Origin of the sequence: Shewanella zhangzhouensis (assembly GCF_019457615.1) — a bacterium.
Lineage (GTDB): Bacteria > Pseudomonadota > Gammaproteobacteria > Enterobacterales > Shewanellaceae > Shewanella > Shewanella zhangzhouensis.
The window spans coordinates 3,759,952-3,774,494 of record NZ_CP080414.1 but is presented as its reverse complement, the minus strand read 5'-3'; the positions used below and the strand labels follow the sequence as shown (position 1 = coordinate 3,774,494).

Here is a 14,543-nt window from a genome sequence, read left to right as displayed (position 1 = left end):
GAGAGGTTTGCTTCTTGTTTGATCGTTATGAGGCGGGAGAAACAGCGGTTCTTGTCCATATCGATTTTACCGACGAAGGCAGTCGGGAAGATCTCGCCGAATTGCAGTTATTGGTGGAATCGGCGGGTGCACGTTCCGTTGGTGTAATTACAGGAAGCCGTCGCGCGCCTGACCGTAAGTTTTTTGTCGGTACAGGCAAGGCTGAAGAGCTGGCTGCCATGGTGGCCGCGACCGATGCAAATGTAGTGATTTTTAACCATGCCCTGAGTCCGGCTCAGGAGCGAAATCTGGAGCATCTTTGTCGTTGTCGGGTGCTCGACAGGACAACCCTGATCCTGGATATTTTCGCGCAACGTGCCCGGACCCACGAAGGTAAGTTGCAGGTGGAGCTAGCGCAATTGCGCCACATGTCAACGCGCCTCGTGCGGGGCTGGACTCACCTTGAGCGCCAGAAGGGCGGTATTGGTCTGCGTGGCCCGGGTGAAACTCAGTTGGAAACCGACCGCCGCTTGCTGCGGGGACGGATCAAAAACATTAACCGCCGTCTGGAGAAGGTAGACAAACAGCGGGAGCAAAGCCGCAGGGCAAGGCAACGCAGCGACATGGCAGCGGTTTCTCTGGTTGGTTATACCAACGCAGGAAAGTCCACCCTGTTCAATACGTTGACCAGCGCTGAGGTGTATGCCGCCGATCAGCTGTTTGCGACTCTGGATCCCACGCTGCGAAAACTCGAGTTGCCTGACGGTGCCGCGATTCTCGCAGACACAGTAGGATTCATCCGCCACCTTCCACATGACCTGGTTGCCGCCTTCAAGGCCACACTGCAAGAGACCCGCGAGGCGGATCTTTTGTTACATGTTATTGATTGTGCTGATGAAAAGATGCGCGACAATATAGAGCAAGTGCAGGCGGTACTGAAGGAAATCGAAGCCGATGAGATACCTCAACTCATCGTGTGCAACAAGATTGACCTGGTTGAAGGCGTTAAACCTGCCATCGATCGGGATGATACCGGAAAGCCTTTCCGGGTCTGGTTGTCTGCCCAGCAAAACCAAGGCTTGGATTTGCTCAGGCAGGCGGTTCAGGAGTTGGTTGGCAATGTCATTGCCGAGTTAACCCTGAAAATCCCGGCAACCGCCGGGCATTATCTTGGCCAGTTTTATCGACTGGATGCGATACAGCAGAAAGAGTATGACGATCTGGGGAACTGTATCTTGTCTGTTCGTTTGCCTGATGCCGATTGGCGCAGGCTTGCTAAACAGAGTCAAGGTGAGTTGGAAACCTTTATTGTCGATACAGCGACTGATAGGGTAGTTTGTTAACTATTAATATCATCCACTTATGGAGTATTAAATGGCTTGGAACGAGCCCGGTAACAAGGGGCAGGACCCTTGGGGAAACAAAGGCGGCAACGATAAAGGGCCGCCGGATCTGGACGAAGTCTTTCGCAATATTTCCAAACGTTTTGGCGGCAAGGGCAATGGCCTCGGCTTTGGTGGCCTTGGGTTAATTCTCGCGCTTGGTGCTGCTGTATGGTTTCTCTCCGGTTTTTACACCATTAAAACCGCAGAGCGCGGTGTACATCTGCGCTTTGGTGAGTACATAGGTGAAGTTGGCCCCGGTCTGCGCTGGAAAGCCACTTTTATCGATGAAGTGTATCCGGTCGATGTGGAAGCCCGTCGCACTATTCCTGCTTCAGGCAGCATTCTCACTTCCGATGAGAACGTGGTGCTGGTCGAGCTGGCTGTGCAGTACAAGGTGACTGACGCATACCAGTACATGTTCAGTGCCGTGGATGCCAATTCCTCTTTGCGTGAAGCCACCGACAGCGCACTGCGCTATGTGGTTGGCCACTCTAAGATGGATGACATTCTCACCACTGGCCGTGACAAAATCCGTACCGATACCTGGGCCGAGCTTGAGCGCATTATTGAGTCTTACAAGCTGGGTCTGACCATCATGGACGTGAACTTCCTGCCGGCCCGTCCGCCGGAAGAAGTGAAAGACGCCTTCGATGATGCCATTGCCGCACAGGAAGATGAGCAGCGCTTTATCCGTGAAGCAGAAGCTTATCAGCGTGAAGTTGAGCCCCGTGCCCGTGGTCAGGAACAGCGTATTGCCGAAGATGCCCGCGCCTACAAAGAGCAGGTGGTTCAGCAGGCACAGGGTGCGGTTGCGCGCTTTGAAAAGCTGCTGCCCGAATACAAGGCGGCGCCTGAAGTGACTCGCCAGCGTATGTACATCGAGGCGATGGAAGAAGTGCTGTCAGGCAACAACAAGGTGCTTATCGATGCCAAGAACAACGGTAACCTCCTGTATCTGCCTTTGGATAAGATGATCACGCCTTCTGCAGTCGTACCCACGTCAGAGGACAGTGGCATCACGTCAACCACGCATCTGGATACCGGCGCCTTACAGCGCAGTACCGGACTGCCGGTAAGCGGCCGTCCTTCCCGTGAAGATCGTGTTCGCCAGGGGAGGGAGTAAGTTATGAGTCGTTTAATATTGATTATCCTGGTGGTGGTGATTGCTGTGATGAGCTCGTCTCTCATGGTGGTCAACGAGGGTGAACGTGCCATCGTGTCGCGCTTCAACGCCATCGTAAAAGAGAACGTTGACGGCACCGAGCGTACCAAGGTGTTCGAACCTGGTCTGCACTTCAAGATGCCCTTTATCGATACAGTGCGTAACCTCGATGCCCGGGTGCAAACCCTGGATGGGGCAGCAGACCGTTTCGTGACTTCCGAGAAGAAAGACCTGATGGTGGATTCTTACGTGAAGTGGCGCATCCAGGACTTCGAAAAGTATTACCTGTCTACCAACGGTGGTATCAAGTCCAACGCCGAGGCGCTGCTGCAACGCAAAGTAAACAGCGACCTGCGTACCGAGTTCGGTCAGCGCACCATTAAGGAAATTGTGTCAGGCGTACGTGCCGGCGAAGCCATCGACAAGGAAAACTCTGGTCGTGACGAGCTGCAACGCAACGCGCTGGAAAATGTCCGCAAGAGCGCCGAAGACCTGGGGATTGAAGTGGTCGACGTACGGGTGAAGCAGATTAACCTGCCAACCAACGTGAGTTCTTCCATCTTCCAACGTATGCGTGCCGAGCGTCAGGCTGTGGCGAAAGAACATCGCGCCAAGGGTCGTGAAGAAGCCGAAAAGATTCGTGCAACTGCTGACGCCAACGTGGTGGTTCGCCTCTCCAACGCCCAGCGTAATGCCCAGGTGATCCGCGGTGATGGTGATGCGGTAGCGGCCAAGATTTATGCCGACGCATACAAGAAGGACCCTGAGTTCTATGCCTTCCTGAGAAGTCTCGATGCCTATAAGGCAAGCTTCTCCGGCAGTGGCAACATGATGGTGCTGGAACCGGACAGTGAATTCTTCCGCTATATGAAAGAATCCAAACCAAAATAATCATCATCAGTGCCAAAAAAGCCCAACTCTGATAGTTGGGCTTTTTTTATAAATTTTGCTTTGTGAAAGCCAAGGTTAATTGGCCAATAGCTGCAATTTTGTTCGGATAAACTTCCTGTTCAGCGGGGCATTATGTTTCAGTAAGCCCGGTTCAAATCAAAAAAACATTATCTCCCCAACTTAGTTGTGTCTTTTGACTATGATCCGCCTCCACTTTTTGGCTATAATGAGCCCCGCCTCAAACTTTGATTTTGCTTCGGGATGGCCTATCTCAAAGCAACTTCTTGAAAAACAAAAAATTCCAACCCCCGCTGGGAGATATGTGGATGAGCAATGCGCCAGTCGATTCCGGACGTCGCAGATTCCTGACAGCCGCAACCGCTGTAGTTGGCGGTGCTGGTGCCGTCGCTGTAGCGGTTCCTTTTATCAAGTCATGGAATCCGAGCGCCAAGGCGAAAGCTGCAGGTGCGCCGGTAGAAGTTAATATCAGCAAGCTGGAACCAGGCCAGTTGATCCGTGTAGAGTGGCGCGGCAAGCCCGTTTGGGTTGTACGCCGCACCGAGGAAGTGCTTAAGCAGCTTCCCGAGCTCGATGGTCAACTGCGTGATCCTGCGTCTGATGAACTACAGCAACCCGTGTATGCCCAAAACGGCGTACGTTCTATCAAGCCAGAGTACTTTATCGCTGTTGGTATCTGTACTCACCTGGGCTGTTCTCCTACCTATCTGCCAGATTCATTTGGCGAGCAGGTTGAAGGCGTGAGCTCTGGCTTCTTCTGTCCTTGCCACGGCTCCAAGTTTGACATGGCCGGCCGCGTATTCCAGGGTGTTCCAGCACCACTGAACCTGGTGATCCCTCCACATCAGTATCTTGACGATGCGAATGTGATCATCGGTGTCGACGGGGAGACTGCATAATGGTTAAGAACATTATCGATTGGATCGATGCCCGTATCCCAATGACGGCGACCTATAATCGCCATGTTGGTCAGTACGCGACCCCAAAAAACTTTAACTTCTGGTACTTCTTCGGTTCGCTGGCACTGCTCGTGCTGGTAAACCAGATCCTCACCGGTATCTGGCTGACCATGAACTATGTACCTACCGCAGAAGGCGCCTTCGCCTCCATTGAATACATCATGCGTGATGTGGAATATGGTTGGCTGTTGCGTTATATGCACTCCACTGGGGCTTCCGCCTTCTTCGTGGTGGTTTATCTGCACATGTTCCGTGGTCTTATCTACGGTTCATACCAGAAGCCACGTGAACTGCTGTGGCTGTTCGGTATGCTGATTTTCCTCGTGCTGATGGCCGAAGCCTTCATGGGCTATCTGCTGCCATGGGGCCAGATGTCATACTGGGGTGCGCAGGTAATTATCTCTCTGTTCGGTGCCATCCCTGTTATTGGTGATGACCTGACTCTGTGGATCCGTGGTGACTATGTGGTATCAGGTGCGACCCTGAACCGCTTCTTCGCCCTGCACGTGATTGCACTGCCGCTGGTGCTGGTTGTTCTGGTGTTCCTGCACCTGATTGCCCTGCACGAAGTGGGTTCAAACAACCCTGACGGTATCGAAATCAAGAAGAACAAGGACGAAAACGGCTGGCCCGTTGACGGTATTCCTTTCCACCCTTACTACACCGTGAAAGACATCATGGGTGTGGCGGGCTTCCTGATTGTGTTCTGCTACGTGTTGTTCTTCATGCCAGAAGGTGGTGGTTACTTCCTCGAGAAGCCTAACTTCGAAGCCGCTAACCCAATGAAGACCCCTGAGCACATTGCTCCTGTATGGTACTTCACACCCTTCTACGCAATCCTGCGTGCGGTTCCGCACAAGCTGGGTGGTGTGATCATGATGGGTCTGTCCATTGCCGTACTGTTCATCCTGCCTTGGCTGGATCGCTGTAACGTGAAATCTATCCGTTACAGAAGCTTTATCCACAAGTTGAACATTGCTCAGTTCTCTGTGTCCTTCATCGTGCTGGGTTACCTCGGTGCTGTGCCTGCGACCCCTGCGCTGACCATTGCTGCTCAAGTGTTCACCATCACCTATTTTGGCTTCTTCGTAGCCCTGTGGGTGTACAGCAAGAATGAGAAGACCAAGCCAGTTCCAGCGAGGTTGACTAAATAATGAAAAAGTTACTCATTGCTTTGGTTGCTCTGGTGCCTACTCTTGGCTTCGCCGCTGGCGGCCAGAACGTGCACCTGGAAAAGGCCAATATCGATCTGAACGATAAAGAGTCTCTGGTACGTGGTCTGGACCTGTTCCAACACTACTGCTCAGGCTGTCACAGCACTCAGTATCAGCGCTATGAGCGTGTTGCCAACGATCTGGGCGTATCTATCGATGAGATGCGCACCAAATTCGTGTTCACCGGTGCCAAAGTCGGTGAACTGATGGAAAACGCTATCCCTGAGAAAGAGGCCGCCAAGTGGTTCGGTGCTGCGCCACCGGATCTGACGCTGGCCGCCCGTGTACGTGGGGAAGACTGGGTTTATTCTTACCTCAAGGGTTTCTACAAAGACCCAAGCCGTCCTTTCGGCGTGAACAACACTGTATTCCCATCCGTGGGTATGCCTCATGTTCTCGAAGGACTGCAGGGCATCGCAACTCCAGTTATTGAAACCGAAGTTGTTGATGGCAAAGAAGTTACTAAGGTTAAAGGCGTGAATCCAGCTGTAGGTGGCTCGATGAATGCTGAAGAGTATGATCAAGCTGCCCGTGACATCACCGGCTTCCTGGTTTACTCCGCAGAACCCATCAAGCTGGAGCGTCAGGCTCTGGGTGTTTGGGTGCTCGCCTTCCTGTTTATCTTCTTTGTTGTGGCCTACTTCCTGAAGAAAGAATACTGGAAGGATGTACACTGATAGCCAATAACGGGTAAAATACTCTATCCGCGTATTGAAACGGGGGGCGTCAGCCCCTCGTTTATTTTATTTGTTTCGATTCTGGAGGGTATCAATGGCTCTTGCTGCCAACAAACGCTCTATCATGACTCTGTTTTCTGGCGCCGACGATCTCTACAGCCATCAGGTGCGTATTGTACTGGCTGAAAAAGGCGTCACCGTTGATGTTTTACAGGTCGATCCCAACGACATGCCAGAGGATTTGCTCGAGCTGAATCCTTATAACTCTGTGCCGACGCTGGTGGATCGCGAGCTGGTGTTGTACGAGTCACGCATCATCATGGAATACCTGGATGAGCGTTTCCCACACCCACCGCTGATGCCGGTTTATCCGGTCTCCCGTGGCCAAAGCCGTTTGATGATGCACCGTATCGATACCGACTGGTACGTGCTGGTTGATCGCATCAAGAAAGGTGACCGTGCCGATGCCGCCCGTAAAGAGCTGCGTGAAGGCCTGATTGCCATTTCACCTCTGTTTGGTGAGATGCCTTACTTTATGAGTGAAGAATTCGGCCTGGCCGATTGCTACCTCGGCCCCTTGCTGTGGCGTTTGCCTGCGCTGGGTATTCATCTGGACACAGGCGTGGCCAAGGATATCAAGGCTTACATGACCCGCATCTTCGATCGTGAATCGTTCAAGGCGTCACTGACCGAAGCCGAGCGCGAAATGCGCATGGGTATGTAATGAAACCTTTGACTCCAAGCCGTCCCTATTTGCTGCGGGCGTACTATGACTGGTTAATGGATAACCAGCTTACGCCCCATGTGGTAGTAGACGCCTATGTCAAAGGCACTCAGGTGCCCCAGCAGTATGTGCGCGACGGCCAGATTGTGCTGAACATTGCCGAGTCGGCAGTGGGGCACTTGCAATTGGGCAATGATGCCGTCGAGTTTAATGCGCGTTTTGGCGGTGTGCCCCACCAGGTGGTACTACCCATGGCCTCAATTGTGGCTATTTATGCCCGTGAAAACGGAGCAGGTACCGTATTTGATGCCGAAGATGCTTATCTGCTCGATGAAGGTGAAGATGAGCTGCTGTCTGTGGTTGAGTCAGAGCCTGAAGAGGCCTTGACTACCGAAGAGCCCGATGGGCCGGATGACCCAAGTCCCAAGCGCCGTGGCCATTTAACCGTGGTCAAATAATTCAAAAACCAGCCGATGGCTGGTTTTTTCGTTTTGGCATACCAATCATTTAACTGCCTTCCATGGCGGCACGGTTCCAGATTGGGCGGTTGCCACCTGCACGCAGTTACGGCCGTTGCGTTTGGCCTCATAGAGCGCATTATCTGCCATAGTCATCAGCGTAATAAGAGACACCGGCGGTGTTGCCATACACACGCCGATGGAAACCGTTAAATGAACGGCTCCGAAGCCCAGATCTGGATGTGCTGTGGCAATGGTTTTTCGCAGGCTTTCGGCACGGGCAAGATGCTCAAGTGGCGAGGCGCAAAACTGCACCAGAGCAAACTCTTCACCGCCAATCCGTCCGGCAAAGTCTTCCCCCTGAATGTACGCAGTTAGCAGGCTCGCCAAAAATTGCAGTGCGGTGTCGCCAGTCTGGTGCCCGGTGGTGTCATTAATCTGCTTGAAATGGTCAACATCGATAATCAGCAGGCAAAAGGGGCGACTGTCTTTAATGGTGCGCTCCAGTCTTAGCATAAACGCTCGCCTGTTCGGCAGCCCAGTCAAGGAGTCAGTATCTGCAAGATATTGCAGTTCCTGTTCATTTTGTGCGGCATAGTATTCACTTATCAGGATAACTACCAATACCGTGGTTGCGCATGAACCCACCATCATTATTCTGAGCAGTGTGATAATAAATGTCGGCACTTCGGCAATGCTGGGGTGAGCCTGCCAGCCATACACTTCAAAATAACCAAACAACAGAATGTTACTTAAAAACAGCAGTAAGGTGGTCGGCCACTGTTTGGCGTCCAGATAGGATGCAGGTAACACAGCAAACATCAAAAAATAGTAATGCAGCCCAAGTGTCACCCCTTGGGCGAGCATCAGTGCGCTGAACGCATCCAGCATCACCAACACAAACAGGGTCAGTGTAGCCTCGTGTCTTTGCCCCCTGTGGTTGAACCAAAGCACCAGCGGCAACAAGAGTAAATATGGCAGTTGCGCCAGGCCTGAATAAATCAATCCCGGATTGCCAAGCAGTAAAAAGGCAAGGTTAAACACCAGTATGGTGATGACGGCGATCAACACACTGATATTTGTTTGGATGAGCCGGCGTTCCTGTGTTTTTCCGTGGCAATGCTCTATACCCGTCTTGGCGTAGCCGAGTAGTTGTTTCCCCAAAAAAGCCATAGAACTTACTGACGAAGGTTTGATAGCCATCCGCTAAGCATAGACATAGTTCCGGGCATTGGATGATCCGCAGGCCGCTCTGTGCTAGGATTCGCGGCCTATTCTGTTTGGACTCCAACACGCGGACGAATAAAAGCATGTTGCTCATGATAGACAACTACGACTCTTTTACCTTTAACCTGGTGCAGTATTTTCAGCAGCTCGGGGAAGAGGTGGCTGTCCGTCGCCATGACGATATCACGCTTGCAGAAATTGCCGCGCTGGCACCTGACTATCTGGTGATTTCGCCCGGTCCCTGTACTCCGGATGATGCGGGTATTTCCCTCGATGCCATCACCCATTTTGCCGGTAAGTTGCCTATTTTGGGGGTGTGCCTGGGGCATCAGGCGATGGCCCAGGTATTTGGTGCCAAAGTGATCCGAGCCGGACGGGTGATGCATGGCAAAACCAGCGACATCAGCCATAACAATCAGCGTCTGTTTCGTGGTCTCAATAACCCGCTGAGGGTCACCCGTTATCATTCGCTATTGGTGGAGTCAGTGCCGGAAGGCTTTGTGATGGATGCCTGGTATGACGATCCTGTCCATGGCCGTGAAATCATGGCCATCAGCCATAACTCGTTGCGGCTTTATGGGGTGCAGTTCCATCCCGAATCCATCCTTACCGAGCAAGGGCTCGAATTGCTTGGCAATTTCCTGCAAATCCCAGCCTGACGGCGTCTCTTGATTTTCTGTTACAAGTTTTCTGTTTTACCTTTTGTGACGGCGTCGGTGTGCCCGGCGTAAATATGGTATAACTGGCGCCATTCCAAAAAGGCCCCCGGCCGTAAAACTAAAAGGAAGGACAATGAACCCGGTTTACCGTCACTTTGCCGTCAGTGCGTTGGCACTGGCTATCCTGTCCGGCTGCGCTGCAACCGAAAATGCCGTATCCACCCCTGTAGCTGCCAATCAGACGCCAGCTTCGCAAGCAGAACTGGTAACCCCACCTGTTGCTGCCCAGCCATTGACCATGAAGCAGATAATGGCCAACCCTGACTGGATGGGGATATTTGTCCGCAACCCTTACTGGAGCGATGACGCCAGCAGCGTGCTGTTTGAGCGCCAGCCAAGTGCATCCGCGCTCAAGTCCTACTATGTTCAGGCGCTGGATGGTGAAGCCCGCGAGTTGTCTTTGGGCGAGTTACATCAGGTCTCCCCGCGCAGTGGCGTGCTGGATAAGGCCAAAAAGCGCAAGGCATACATCTATCAGGGCAACCTCTTCGTTAAAGACCTGTCCACCGGTGAAGTCGCACAGTTGACCCGTACCAACACTGCAGTTGACGGCGTGCGTTTCCTGGATAATGGCGACCTGGCCTTTTGGCAGGGGAATGCCGTATTCCGTTTGCATGCCAACGGCATGGTCGAGCAGCTGGCTGATATTCGTATGAGCCCGGCGCCCAAGGGCGTTAAGGCCCCCGAGGCCTATTTGGCTAAAGAGCAGGCAAAACTCATCCAGTATGTGGCCGCCCAACACGACAAAGCCAAAGCCCGTGAAGACTATAAAAAGGCGCTGGCGGATGCGGATACCACCATGACGGCCGAGCCCTGGTATTTGGGAGAGAGTGAAGTGGTCGTCGAGCTGTCTCTGTCAGCAGATGGTCGCTATGTGCTGGTCAGCCTTCAGGACAAGAGCTATCAGGGGCGCAGCGAGCACGACATCATGCCCAACTATCTGGGTAAGGATGGCTATGTGGACGCAGTACCAGCCCGCGCACGGGTAGCGGAAGACAATCCACCGGGTCAGCGTTTGGTATTGATTGACCTGAAAGACAAGCAGAAACACGACATCAGCATCGAAGGTCTGCAGGGCTTTGATGAGGATGTGCTTGCCGCGGTGAAGGCTGAGAATGCCAAAGCCCGGGGCGAAACTTATCAAAGCGAGAAAGCGCCCCGCAAAGTACAACTGATGCAGGATTGGGGCTGGAGCCAGAGTGCCATCCAGTGGAGTGATGATGGCAAGCTGCTGGTCATGCTTGAGGCGGTGGACAATAAAGACCGCTGGATCGCATCGGTCAACCTGGACTCCGGCAAGCTCACTACTGAGCATCGTCTCCATGATGACGCCTGGGTGAACTACGACTACAACCAGTTTGGTTGGCTCGAAGATGGGCGCTTCTTCTTCGTGTCTGAAGAGACCGGCTATTCCCAGCTGTACATCAAGGCACCGGGTAAAGCTGCAAGTGCACTCACATCGGGCAAATTCGTGGTCAGTGATGTCACTTTAAGCCCCGATGGTAAGCATCTCTATTACAAGGCCAATAAAGATCATCCCGGCGTTTACAATGTGTACCGCGTCGCTCTGGCCGATGGCAAAGACGAGCAATTGACCCATTGGGAAGGCACTCTGGATTACAGTCTGAGCCCGGATGGCAAACGCTTGCTGCTGACCGCCTCCAGCCGTATTCAGCCTGAAGAGCTCTATGTGCAGGAGATTGGTGGCGAACTCAAGCGCTTGACCCATTACACCTCAGAAGCCTTTGCCAAGTACGCCTGGCAAGCGCCCAATGTGGTGGCCGTGCCATCCAATCATGGTGCCGGGGTAGTCTATGCCAGGGTGTATCTGCCAGAAGGTTACGATGCTGCCAAGGCCGAAAAGTATCCGGCGGTGATTTTTAACCATGGTGCCGGATATCTGCAAAACGCGCATTTCGGTTTCTCCGGCTATTTCCGTGAGTTTATGTTCCACAACCTGTTGGCCCAGCAAGGCTATGTGGTGATGGACATGGACTACCGGGGCTCCAAAGGTTATGGCCGTGACTGGCGTACTGCCATCTACCGTCAGATGGGACACCCTGAGGTGGAAGACCTCAAAGACGGCGTGGCCTGGATGGTGAAAAATGCCCATGTGGACAGCAAACGTGTGGGTACTTACGGCGGCTCCTATGGTGGCTTCCTCACCTTTATGGCGCTGTTCCGCGAGCCGGAACTCTTCCAGGCCGGGGCGGCGCTGCGTCCGGTAACCGATTGGGCACACTATAATGCGCCTTATACCTCCAACATCCTGAATACGCCGGATGTGGACCCCATTGCCTTTGAACGCAGCTCACCCATCTATCATGCCGAGGGGCTGAACAAGCCGCTGCTTATCATGAGCGGTGTGCTGGATGACAACGTGTTCTTCCAGGACAGTGTACGCCTGGTGCAGCGTTTGATTGAGCTTGAAAAGCCCATGTTTGAAACCGCCATCTATCCGGTGGAGCCCCATGGTTTCCGTGAGCCGTCCAGTTGGCTCGATGAATACCGCCGCATTTATAAGCTGTTTGAAGCCGAGCTTAAGTAACCGGCCAAACGGTCGTTAAACTCAGGGCCTGCGGGCCCTGTTTTTTTATTGAAAATTGGTCGCCTGTCAGTAAGTTGGCAAAATATCAGTCTCTTCTTGGCCGATTTATGCTAAAAATGACAGGTGAAATCGGCTTTACACACCAGCGGGAGTTTACAGAGGTGGCAATTGGCGCAACGGGCGGAGTTAAGCCCGGCAGTATTCTGGCATTGGAGCGGCGTTTATACCGGCAGTTGATTGTCGGTAAGCAAAAAATGCCCAGAATACAGGATGAATTGGATCGGGAACTCGAATCCGTGGCCTTCAAGCTGGATATCGAGCGTGCCGCTGTCTTTGAGCGCATTGAGCGGCAGCAAAAGGCCCGTGAAGTGTTCGAAGCCGTATCCAAACAGCTGACCGATACCATCATGGATGAAATAAAGCTGACACTCGGCGATATGGACAGGTTGCTGCAGCGTTCTACCCTGACCGAGACCCAGCTGGCGCTGTTTGAACAACTCTGCAAAGACAACCCGGAGCTTGGCCGCATTCGGCTGCTGATGAGTGGTATCGGCTGGTTATCCCGTGATTTGACCAATGTGGTCAACAGCACCGCCTTTCGTCAGCGTCATCCCCAGCGCGCCGATATCAGGGTGACCGATATCAAGCTGGTACTCAACTTTATCGGGGTGGAAAACCTGCGCCAGTTGGTGCCTTATTACAGCATGCGCAACTGGTTGCCCTCGGGCCATTCCTGTCTGCTGTGGCCCAACCGTAAGCTTTGGCAATATGCGCTGGCCTGTGCCACTGCCGCCAAAGCCCTGGCCAAACTGCACGAATCCAATGAAACCCTGGCATTTATCAGCGCCTTCCTCGAACAGTTTGGTATTACCATGGTGCTGGGGACTGCGTCGGCCATCTATGAAAAAAATTGGGGCAATTGGCTCAGGGAGGCCAGTGCCAGCCGTGATAAGGAACTCTATGATGCGGTCATGGCCACCGAGTTTCCCGCAGAAAAGGTGCTGGAAGAAGTGCTGGCTCATTCCAGCAAACTTGCCTGGGAAATTCCCGCCCGGTTGAACTTTGCCGACCATGCCCTGACGTTGAACCTCAAGGCGTTGGATGAATCCCTCACGGTCACCGATATGCCCATGGATGCCCAAATTCTGGCCAAGGCCACGTGTTTCGTCAGGGTGATGACGCTGGAAGAGAGCAACCTGCTCGAACCCCAGGAGGCCCGGGAAATGTACCGATACTATGGCCTCAGTGAGCAGGAAATACTTCGTTTGAAGGCGCAAAATTATCGCAGAATGGAACTCTTCTGAAGCGCGTTACCCGGGGCGTTAACCGAACATCCGGCAAAGCAGTACAAGCAGGAGCTCAGTATGGCCAGTTGGCAGGCAAAGGTGCTTAACAGTGTGCTTTCTTACATCGCCAAACCCGGAATGCATGCCAGGGGCACACGTTTGTCACTGGCCGATATCCGCGGTCGTCTGCTGGCGCTGGACAGCCGCTATCTGAGCTGGCCCAAAGGGCTTATCAGTGACCATCTGCCGCTCTCCCACAGCACCTTAATCCATAATCACCTGGAATCCGTTGCGGCACAAAGCCCCCGGCTCGCCATGTTTTATGTGCGTGGAGGGGGATTTTGCTTTAAAACCCCCAATGCCCATGGCCGCTTCATCGCAGACCTGTGTCGAGAGCTGGATGCCGATGCCTATGTCCCTGACTATCGGCTGGCACCAGAGCATCCGTTTCCAGCGCCCCTGGATGATGTGCTGGAAGGGTATCAGCAGTTTCTGTCGCTTTGGTCAGGCCCCTTTGTGGTGATGGGTGACAGTGCCGGTGGCAATCTCGCCATGGCCCTGTTGCTGCAAGCCAAAGACATGGGGCTCAGATTACCCGAATGTGCGGTGCTGCTGAGCCCCGCGCTGGATCTTGGGATCACTGGTGACAGTGAGCGGCTGCTCAGTGCAGACGATCCCTTCTTCAGCATCGACTCCCTGCTCAGGCTCAGGGGAGCCTATCTTCAGGGGGCTAACCCCATGGATGTCCGGGCAAGTCCATTGCACGGTGATGTGCGTGGCCTGCCGCCCATACTGCTGCTTGCGGGCACGCGGGAGCTCCTTTTGGAGGATTCACAGCGCCTTGCACAAAAGCTGCAGGAAGCGGGAACCCAAGTGGAACATCATTTTCTGGCGCACATGCCCCATGTGTTTCCGCTGTTTGAAATGCTGCCCGAAGCCAGGGAAGCGAGGGAACTCATCCTCGAATTTATCCGGCGGCGTCTGATGTGAATAATATGTCTATTTATTCAATATTCTATGCATTGTCTGAAATTTTGCCGGTAAATAAGATTTTTTCTGACTAAATATGCCATTATCCCCCGCATATAGCGCTTTTCTAATTTCAATGTGCAAATCTTTATGCAGCTTAGGGCGCCGTTTTGCGGTAACTGATTGTGAAAAACTGGTATTTCGATCACAATTTCGCTAATAATGACATCCAGCCGACACAAGCACATGCTGCAATAAGCCTCAGCAAAAACGAAAACGCAGCGGCAAACCGGTGGCTTAGCAAGTCACTCAACGAACAAAGGATGA

The 14,543-nt window shown here is 53.1% G+C and carries 13 protein-coding genes; 12 read left to right on the top strand and 1 reads right to left on the bottom strand.

All coding sequences use genetic code 11. From position 1 onward, the window contains the following. The first annotated feature begins 14 nt into the window (after positions 1 to 14). From hflX to K0H63_RS16535, 8 genes are all read left to right on the top strand, one after another. A complete protein-coding gene (hflX, locus tag K0H63_RS16570; RefSeq protein WP_220065635.1) occupies positions 15 to 1,322 on the top strand; it encodes a ribosome rescue GTPase HflX in 1,308 nt (435 codons plus the stop codon). Between the two features lie 31 nt (positions 1,323 to 1,353). Next, positions 1,354 to 2,487 (top strand): FtsH protease activity modulator HflK, encoded by a 1,134-nt coding sequence (gene hflK / locus K0H63_RS16565; RefSeq protein WP_220065634.1) that lies wholly within the window; start codon positions 1,354 to 1,356, stop codon positions 2,485 to 2,487. Positions 2,488 to 2,490: 3 nt separating this feature from the next. Beyond that, positions 2,491 to 3,417, top strand: coding sequence for a protease modulator HflC (gene hflC / locus K0H63_RS16560; RefSeq protein ID WP_220065633.1), 927 nt, complete (start codon positions 2,491 to 2,493; stop codon positions 3,415 to 3,417). 326 nt (positions 3,418 to 3,743) lie between these two features. After that, a complete protein-coding gene (gene petA, locus K0H63_RS16555) occupies positions 3,744 to 4,334 on the top strand; it encodes a ubiquinol-cytochrome c reductase iron-sulfur subunit (protein ID WP_011761128.1) in 591 nt (196 codons plus the stop codon). Beyond that, the gene (locus tag K0H63_RS16550) at positions 4,334 to 5,548 is read left to right on the top strand and encodes a cytochrome b (protein ID WP_203324933.1); all 1,215 of its coding nucleotides are present in this window, start codon (positions 4,334 to 4,336) and stop codon (positions 5,546 to 5,548) included. The genes petA and K0H63_RS16550 overlap by 1 nt, the downstream gene beginning before the upstream one ends. After that, positions 5,548 to 6,285, top strand: coding sequence for a cytochrome c1 (locus K0H63_RS16545; RefSeq protein ID WP_220065632.1), 738 nt, complete (start codon positions 5,548 to 5,550; stop codon positions 6,283 to 6,285). Before K0H63_RS16550 ends, K0H63_RS16545 begins: the two co-directional genes overlap by 1 nt. A gap of 94 nt (positions 6,286 to 6,379) precedes the next feature. Continuing rightward, positions 6,380 to 7,009, top strand: a complete 630-nt coding sequence (gene sspA, locus K0H63_RS16540; RefSeq protein WP_011761125.1) for a stringent starvation protein SspA — start codon at positions 6,380 to 6,382, stop codon at positions 7,007 to 7,009. Next, positions 7,009 to 7,467 carry a ClpXP protease specificity-enhancing factor gene (locus tag K0H63_RS16535; RefSeq protein WP_011761124.1) on the top strand — a complete coding sequence of 153 codons (459 nt, stop codon included), beginning with the start codon at positions 7,009 to 7,011 and terminating at the stop codon, positions 7,465 to 7,467. Before sspA ends, K0H63_RS16535 begins: the two co-directional genes overlap by 1 nt. A 45-nt stretch (positions 7,468 to 7,512) precedes the next feature. Here the strand turns inward: K0H63_RS16535 and K0H63_RS20175 are convergent, their stop codons facing one another. Then, positions 7,513 to 8,538 (bottom strand): GGDEF domain-containing protein, encoded by a 1,026-nt coding sequence (locus tag K0H63_RS20175; protein ID WP_220065631.1) that lies wholly within the window; start codon positions 8,536 to 8,538, stop codon positions 7,513 to 7,515. Between the two features lie 239 nt (positions 8,539 to 8,777). Here K0H63_RS20175 and K0H63_RS16525 point away from each other — a divergent pair, with 239 nt between their 5' ends. The 4 genes from K0H63_RS16525 (at position 8,778) to K0H63_RS16510 (ending at position 14,237) form a co-directional block, all read left to right on the top strand. Beyond that, positions 8,778 to 9,353: an anthranilate synthase component II gene (locus tag K0H63_RS16525; RefSeq protein WP_220065630.1), complete on the top strand. Its 576-nt coding sequence runs from the start codon at positions 8,778 to 8,780 to the stop codon at positions 9,351 to 9,353. A 133-nt stretch (positions 9,354 to 9,486) separates the two neighbouring features. Then, the gene (locus K0H63_RS16520) at positions 9,487 to 11,961 is read left to right on the top strand and encodes a prolyl oligopeptidase family serine peptidase (protein WP_220065629.1); all 2,475 of its coding nucleotides are present in this window, start codon (positions 9,487 to 9,489) and stop codon (positions 11,959 to 11,961) included. Between the two features lie 161 nt (positions 11,962 to 12,122). Continuing rightward, positions 12,123 to 13,265, top strand: a complete 1,143-nt coding sequence (locus K0H63_RS16515; protein WP_220065628.1) for an HDOD domain-containing protein — start codon at positions 12,123 to 12,125, stop codon at positions 13,263 to 13,265. 60 nt (positions 13,266 to 13,325) lie between these two features. Beyond that, positions 13,326 to 14,237, top strand: a complete 912-nt coding sequence (locus K0H63_RS16510; RefSeq protein WP_220065627.1) for an alpha/beta hydrolase — start codon at positions 13,326 to 13,328, stop codon at positions 14,235 to 14,237. Positions 14,238 to 14,543: the final 306 nt, after the last annotated feature.